This window comes from Desulfobacterales bacterium (genome assembly GCA_028704555.1).
GTDB lineage: Bacteria > Desulfobacterota > Desulfobacteria > Desulfobacterales > JAQWFD01 > JAQWFD01.
Genome location: JAQWFD010000072.1, coordinates 1 through 6863, shown reverse-complemented (window position 1 = coordinate 6863; position 6863 = coordinate 1). Strand labels below are relative to the sequence as shown.

General features: G+C 53.2%; 7 protein-coding genes. All 7 read left to right on the top strand.

Annotated elements, in window-relative coordinates; all coding sequences use genetic code 11:
- A partial coding sequence (locus tag PHQ97_15700; GenBank protein ID MDD4394176.1) for a 4Fe-4S dicluster domain-containing protein occupies nt 1-489 on the top strand: 489 nt, incomplete at its 5' end.
- A 29-nt stretch (nt 490-518) separates the two neighbouring features.
- Nucleotides 519-1397: a CoB--CoM heterodisulfide reductase iron-sulfur subunit B family protein gene (locus tag PHQ97_15695; protein ID MDD4394175.1), complete on the top strand. Its 879-nt coding sequence runs from the start codon at nt 519-521 to the stop codon at nt 1395-1397.
- An 86-nt stretch (nt 1398-1483) separates the two neighbouring features.
- A complete protein-coding gene (locus PHQ97_15690) occupies nt 1484-3442 on the top strand; it encodes a CoB--CoM heterodisulfide reductase iron-sulfur subunit A family protein (protein MDD4394174.1) in 1959 nt (652 codons plus the stop codon).
- A gap of 5 nt (nt 3443-3447) precedes the next feature.
- Nucleotides 3448-3936, top strand: a complete 489-nt coding sequence (locus tag PHQ97_15685; GenBank protein MDD4394173.1) for a hydrogenase iron-sulfur subunit — start codon at nt 3448-3450, stop codon at nt 3934-3936.
- An 83-nt stretch (nt 3937-4019) separates the two neighbouring features.
- Entirely contained in the window at nt 4020-4988 is a 969-nt protein-coding gene (locus tag PHQ97_15680; protein ID MDD4394172.1) for a 4Fe-4S dicluster domain-containing protein, read from the top strand.
- Between the two features lie 84 nt (nt 4989-5072).
- Nucleotides 5073-6131, top strand: coding sequence for a 4Fe-4S dicluster domain-containing protein (locus PHQ97_15675; protein MDD4394171.1), 1059 nt, complete (start codon nt 5073-5075; stop codon nt 6129-6131).
- On the top strand, nt 6124-6863 hold a 740-nt coding region (locus PHQ97_15670; protein MDD4394170.1), incomplete at its 3' end, for an FAD/NAD(P)-binding protein. The genes PHQ97_15675 and PHQ97_15670, both read left to right, overlap by 8 nt.

The following is a 6863-nucleotide window of genomic DNA, read 5'->3' as shown; positions in this document are numbered from 1 at the left end:
TACCAGTGCGGGAATTGCAGCGCCAGCTGTAATTATACATATGTTTATGACTATCCGGTACATCAGATTATGCGTCTGATTCAGCTGGGGCAGAAAAAACCGGCGCTTTCGTCTCAGGCGATATGGCAGTGCGCCTGTTGCCAGGCATGCACCACACGGTGTCCGAACGATATCGATGTAGCCAAAGTGATGGCGGTGCTTCGCGACATGTCCATCGAAGAAGGTCTGGTGGCCAAAAAAAATATACAGGGATTTTATGCAGACTTTCTTAAATCGGTCAAACGCTTTGGCCGCGTGTTTGAGCCCGGTCTTCTCATTCAATATAACCTGAAGGCGGCCAGGCCGTTTAATGATGCGGAGCTGGGACCCGGGATGCTTAAAAGAGGAAAGTTGCCCTTTTTCCCTTACCGCTCCAGAGACATTAAACAGGTAAGCGGCATATTTGAACGATTTGAAGCCTACAAAAAAGAACAGAAACAGCCGGAATAACCGGTTTATATATAAGGGTGAGTGAACCAATGAAAAAAATAGCCTATTACCCTGGATGCTCCCTGGAAAAAACGGCCTGCGAATATGACTGGTCAGCCCGGGCGGTATGCGATGCCCTCGGCGTAGAGCTGGTTGAGATCCCCAACTGGACCTGCTGCGGATCGACCCCGTCAAATGCTTATGATCCGTTGCTTGGCGGTGCGCTGGCCGGCAGGAACCTGGCCATTGCTGAAAATCAACTCGGTCTGGATACGGTGATGACCCCGTGCCCGAGCTGCTTAAAATCGCTCAAAGGGGCCTTGAAAACCTATCAAAAAAAACCCGAAGCGTTTTTAAAAATTCTGGATATGCCCTTTTCGGGAAATGTGCGGCCGATTTCCGTTCTGCAACTGCTGTATGAAGAGGTAGGGGTGGAGGCGATACGCGAAAAAGTGATTTATCCCTTGACCGGTCGGGTGATTGTGCCTTATTACGGATGCCTGCTTACCCGGCCCCCTGAGTTTGCCGATTTCGATGATCCGGAAAATCCGATATCCATGGACAAATTACTGGAAGCCATTGGCGCGACGGTACCGTATTTTTCTCACAAGACCGAGTGCTGCGGTGCCTCGTTCGGCGTAACGGAAAAACCGGTGGTTGGCAAGCTGACCGGCCGCATTCTGGAAGCGGCTGAGCAGGCCGGGGCCGAAGCGATTACCCTCGCCTGCCAGATGTGTCAGCAGAATCTGGACCTGCGCCAGGGCCAGGTCAATAAGTACGGTAACACGGCATTTAAAATACCGATTATTTACATTACCCAGCTGATCGGACATGCACTGGGCATTGACGCCAAAACCCTGGGCATTGACAAGCTGATTGTAAATGCAGACAGTTTGTTTGAACATAAGCCGTCAGCCTTGCGTGCGTAGGTGGATGAACCAGATTCAATTGGAATACAGGCGGCACAGGCGTACGGATGTCGCCTTAAACCTGATTATTTACAGAGGGATAGGTTATGCGTATTGGTGTTTTTGTATGTAGATGTGGAACGAATATTGCCGGTACGGTGGATACCGAAGCCGTAGCGCGCCAGGCGCTGTCATATCCGGATGTCGTGTATGCGACCGATTATATGTATACATGCTCCGAGCCCGGCCAGAAGGAAATCCAGGCGGCCATTAAAACCCACGGTCTACAGGGCATTGTCGTTGCTGCGTGCTCTCCCCGCATGCACGAGGCGACATTCCGCCGGGCAGTTGAAAAGGCGGGTTTAAACCGTTATATGTTCGAGCAGGCCAATATCCGGGAACACTGTTCCTGGGTCAGTAACGACAAGAAGGCCAATACGATAAAAGCGGCGGATACGGTCCGGATGGCAGTAGAAAAGCTGCGCGTTAACGAGCCTTTGTTTTCCTCCCGGGTACCAATCAACAAACGGGTACTGGTAATCGGCGGTGGGGTTGCCGGTATTCAGGCAGCCCTGGATTGTGCCGATGGCGGGCTGGACGTGGTCATGGTGGAACGCGAGTCGACCATTGGCGGTAAAATGGCCAAACTGGATAAGACCTTTCCGACCATCGACTGCTCCTCGTGCATCCTGGGTCCCAAGATGGTGGACGTGGCCCAGAATGAAAAAATCAAGCTGTATGCCTACAGCGAAATCGAAGCTGTTTCGGGTTATATCGGAAATTTTACGGTTCAGATCAGAAAAAAAGCCACCTATGTGGACTGGAATCTGTGCACCGGCTGCGGGGTGTGTACGGAAAAATGCCCGTCAAAAAAATCCTATGACAAATTCAACGAGGGGCTTGCCACGACCACGGCGATCAACATCCCTTTTCCCCAGGCGATTCCCAAGAAAGCTGTCATTGATCCGAAGGCCTGCCTGTACCTGACCAAAGGCAAATGCAGACTCTGTGAAAAGGTATGTCAGGTGAAGGCGATCCGTTTTGATATGAAAGACGAAATTATCACCGAAGAGGTCGGTGCCATCATCACCGCAACAGGCTATGATCTCTTTGATGCGTCGGTTTATGGCGAATATGGCGGCGGGCGATATCCGGATGTAATCTCGGCCATGCAGTACGAGCGCATTTTAAGTGCGGCCGGCCCGACCGGCGGTCATATCAGACGCCCCTCCGACGGAAAAGAGCCCAAAGACATCGTGTTTATCTCCTGTGTCGGGTCCAGAGACCCGTCGGTGTGCCGACCTTACTGCTCAGCGGTCTGCTGCATGTATATTGCCAAGCAGGCCACCATGACCCGGGATCATCTGCCCGACTGCAACTGCTATGTGTCCTACATGGATATCCGTGCTCCCGGTAAAAACTATGACGAATTTGTCCGCCGGGCTCAGGAAGAGTACGGCGTGCAGTATTTTCGCGGACGGGTGGGCAAAGTCTATCCCAAAGGGGATAAGCTGATCGTGCAGGGAGCCGATACGATGCTGGGCGCGCAGATCGAGATTGAAGCGGATCTGGTGGTGCTGGCCACCGGTATCGAGTCAGCCGTCGGCGCTGAAGAACTGGCCGAGAAGCTTCGCATCTCTTACGATCAATATGGATTTTTCATGGAAAGCCACCCGAAACTGCGTCCGGTAGAAACCAATACCGCCGGAGTCTTTCTGGCGGGCGTCTGCCAGGGTCCCAAGGATATTCCGGCCTCGGTGGGCCAGGGAAGTGCCGCGGCATCCAAGGTTCAAATGCTGTTCTCGCGCGATACCATTGAAACCGATCCACAGGTGGCCATGGTCAATGAACTGATGTGCGTGGGATGCGGCAAATGTATCGATGTCTGTCCATTCGGCGCGATTCAGTGGAAAACCCTGCGGGACGGGTCACGCAAGGCACAGGTTCTTGAATCTGTGTGCCAGGGGTGCGGATTGTGTAATGCAACCTGTCCCCCGAAGGCTATTCAGCTCAGGCATTGTAAAGACGATCAGGTTTTGGCGGCAGTCAATGCCCTGTATGCATAGGAGGCATGAAAAAATATCTTATGGAAAATCTGCAACAAAATTCGACTGAAGAACAAAAAATCCGGATTATCGGCTTTTTATGCAACTGGTGCTCGTACGGCGGAGCCGATACCGCCGGTGTTTGCCGGTTCAAGCAACCTACCGACCTGAGGATTATCAGAATTCCCTGCACAGGACGCATGGATCCGATGTTTGCCATCAAAGCCCTGATCAACGGGGCCGACGGCGTGCTGGTATCCGGATGCCACCCCAACGACTGCCATTATTCCGTGGGCAATTTTTACGCCCGCCGGCGCATGGAAGCGCTCAAGCGGTTTTTGCCCTTTGTCGGCATCGATACACAGCGCTTTCACTATACCTGGGTATCGGCATCAGAAGGTCAGGTGTGGCAGCAGGTGGTAACCGAATTTACCGAAAAAATTCACCAGCTGGGCCCGAATCCCGGATTCCATATAAACCCGGACATTCAGCAGCCCCTGTCACTTGCCTTATAGATCGTAGATAGTGTCTGTCTGAAAACAGGCATTTACAGATGGACACGCGCTGAAACCAACAGCAAATGTTAGGATACATGTTCATGAATGATAAGAACAAAATCATAAAGCAAACCTTTCAAAAGGTATTTGATGATCTGGAAGTGGTTCTCGGCTGGAAGCAGGGATTTGACAGCCTGCATATGACCCCGGCCTTTATCCGCAAGGCATCGGACCTGGATCAGCTGGTGTTCAATCCGCAGTGCGTACAGAACCTGAGCGGATACCTGTTCAGCACCCTGAAAGCTGCTGACCCTGAAAAACAGGGAAAAATCGGCATCTGCGTCAAGGGCTGCGACAGCCGGTCGCTGACCGCCCTCATCCAGGAAGGTCTGGTTGAGCGGGACCGGGTATACATCGTCGGCATCCCGTGTAAAGGGGTCGTGGACGTTAAAAAGCTCCGGAACCTGAAACCTTCTTTAACCGAAATCTCCGGGATTACCATCGAGGCTGATGAGGTGGTGATTGAGGCTGACGGCAAAACAGAGCGTTTTCCGATAGCAGATGTGCTCGCGCATAAATGTCTGCAGTGCCGGTATCCCAACCCGCTGATATATGATGCGCTGATTGGAGAGCCGGTTACCGCAAGAGTGGCACAGGATGCCGCACGCCCTGCCGTAGAACAGCTCGATGCCCTTTCTCTGGAAGCACGGCGCAATTTCTGGCTGACCGAAATGGACCGGTGTATCCGCTGTTATGCCTGCCGGAACGCATGCCCCATGTGTGTCTGCCAGGACAGCTGTATCGCCGAGACCCGGTCACCCAAATGGTTGTCCCAGCGTTCGGATATTTCGGAAAAATTCCTGTTTCACATGATCCGGACCGTGCATCTGGCCGGCCGGTGCACTGAATGCGGCGAATGCATGCGCGTGTGCCCCGTGGACATTCCGGTCACCCTGCTGATGGAAAAAATGAACTGTATCGTCAAGGAGCTGTTTGATTATGAAGCCGGGATCGATCCTGAGAGCAAACCGCCCCTGCAGACCTATGATTCCAGCAAAACGGGTATTTAGTGAGCGCCGACGGGAACATTTAACACCAATCCCCGGCATGCCGCCGTTAAGACGCGCACAGGGATGAGCGAGTGAGGATAAACCATGACAGAATGTTACTATATTTCTCAAAATGAATTGCCTGCCGTGCTGGAAACGGTTTCCGGCCTGATGGATGTATGGGTTCCGCTCAAGACAGGGACACATAAAACCGCCATCGAATTTGCCCCCTTTACACCGGGATGCCGCCCCATCTTTGACAGGCAGAGCACCAGTTCGCCAAAATCCGTATTATTTCCCCAATCCGAAACACTGTTCAAGTTTCGTTATCTGAAAGATGAGAGCGATCCAACCCGGCAGACGGTGGCGCTGACCGACCTTGAAGAGATTCGGCCGGCACTGGTCTTTGGCCTTCGCCCCTGTGATGCACGAGGCTTTCTGGTCTTTGACAAGGTCTTTCTCGACGGAATCGCCAAAGATCCATATTATGCGAAGCGGCGTGAAAAAACCGTGCTGGCGACCCTTGCGTGTAAAACCCCGGACAGCGCCTGCTTCTGCTCATCCGTGGGCAGCGGCCCCGGTGACCGGCAAAACAGTGATCTGTGGATCATACCGATCGACGATGGCTTTGTGATCGAAGCCCTGACGGAAAAAGGGCGCGAGGTTCTGCCCCGATTCGGGAAGCCGGCAGGTGAGTCGCAGATAAAACAGGCTGAAAAAGTACAGAAACACATTGATGGCCTCACGGTGGGCAAGGCCGACCTGACAGGGGCGGGCAGCGAGTTTACCCGCCGGTTTACCGACACGGAATTCTGGCGCGATCAGGTGTCCAAGTGTCTCAGCTGCGGGATGTGTACCTTCAACTGTCCGACCTGCTATTGTTTCAACATCACGGATGACGCGCATGGGCTTGAAGGTGAACGGCTCCGATCCTGGGATTCGTGCATGTTCAACCACTATACCCGTGAAGCCAGCGGACACAACCCGCGACCCGAAAAATATGAGCGATTCCGCAATCGGGTCGGGCATAAATTCAGCTACTTTCCGGAACGATATGACGGCATGATGGCCTGCTGCGGATGCGGACGCTGTATCCGAAACTGCCCCGTATCCATGGATATCCGTCAGATTGTACGATCCTTGAAGGAGAACGCCGATGTGTGATACCACGATCAATCCCTATCTCCCCGAACTGGCGACAGTCAAAGAAATAATCGAGGAAACCCATAATATTAAAACTTTCCGCATCGTTTTAAACGATGCGGAAAAAATGAAGAATTTTACCTTTGAATCCGGCCAGGTGGGGCAGCTGTCTATTTTCGGCGTCGGAGAATCAACCTTTGTCATCAATTCGCCTCCAAGCGAAAAAGACTATCTGCAGTTCAGCGTGATGCGCACCGGTGAAGTCACCCAGCGGCTGCACCAGCTGAACGAAGGCGATCAGATCGGTGTCCGCGCGCCCCTGGGCAAGGGGTTCCCCCTTGGCCTGCTCAAAGGAAAAGACCTCCTGTTTATCGGCGGCGGTATCGGAATGGCCCCTATGCGGACCCTCCTGCTGCATACCCTGGATCACAGAAGCGATTACGGCAACATCAAAGTCATTTACGGTGCCCGCACGCCTCAGGATCTGTGCTACGGGTATGAGTTTGATAAGTGGCGTGAGGGCGGCGCAGACCTGGTGCTGACCATCGACAGCGAGGCCGCCGGCTGGACCGAACGCGTCGGTTTTGTTCCGACCGTGTTAAAGGAGGAAAAACCCAGCCCCGACAACAGCGTTGCCGTCACCTGCGGCCCCCCGATCATGATCAAATTCGTACTCCAGGGTCTGAAGGAAATGGGTTTTGCCGACAACCAGATTCTGACCACCCTTGAAAAACGGATGAAATGCGGCATCGG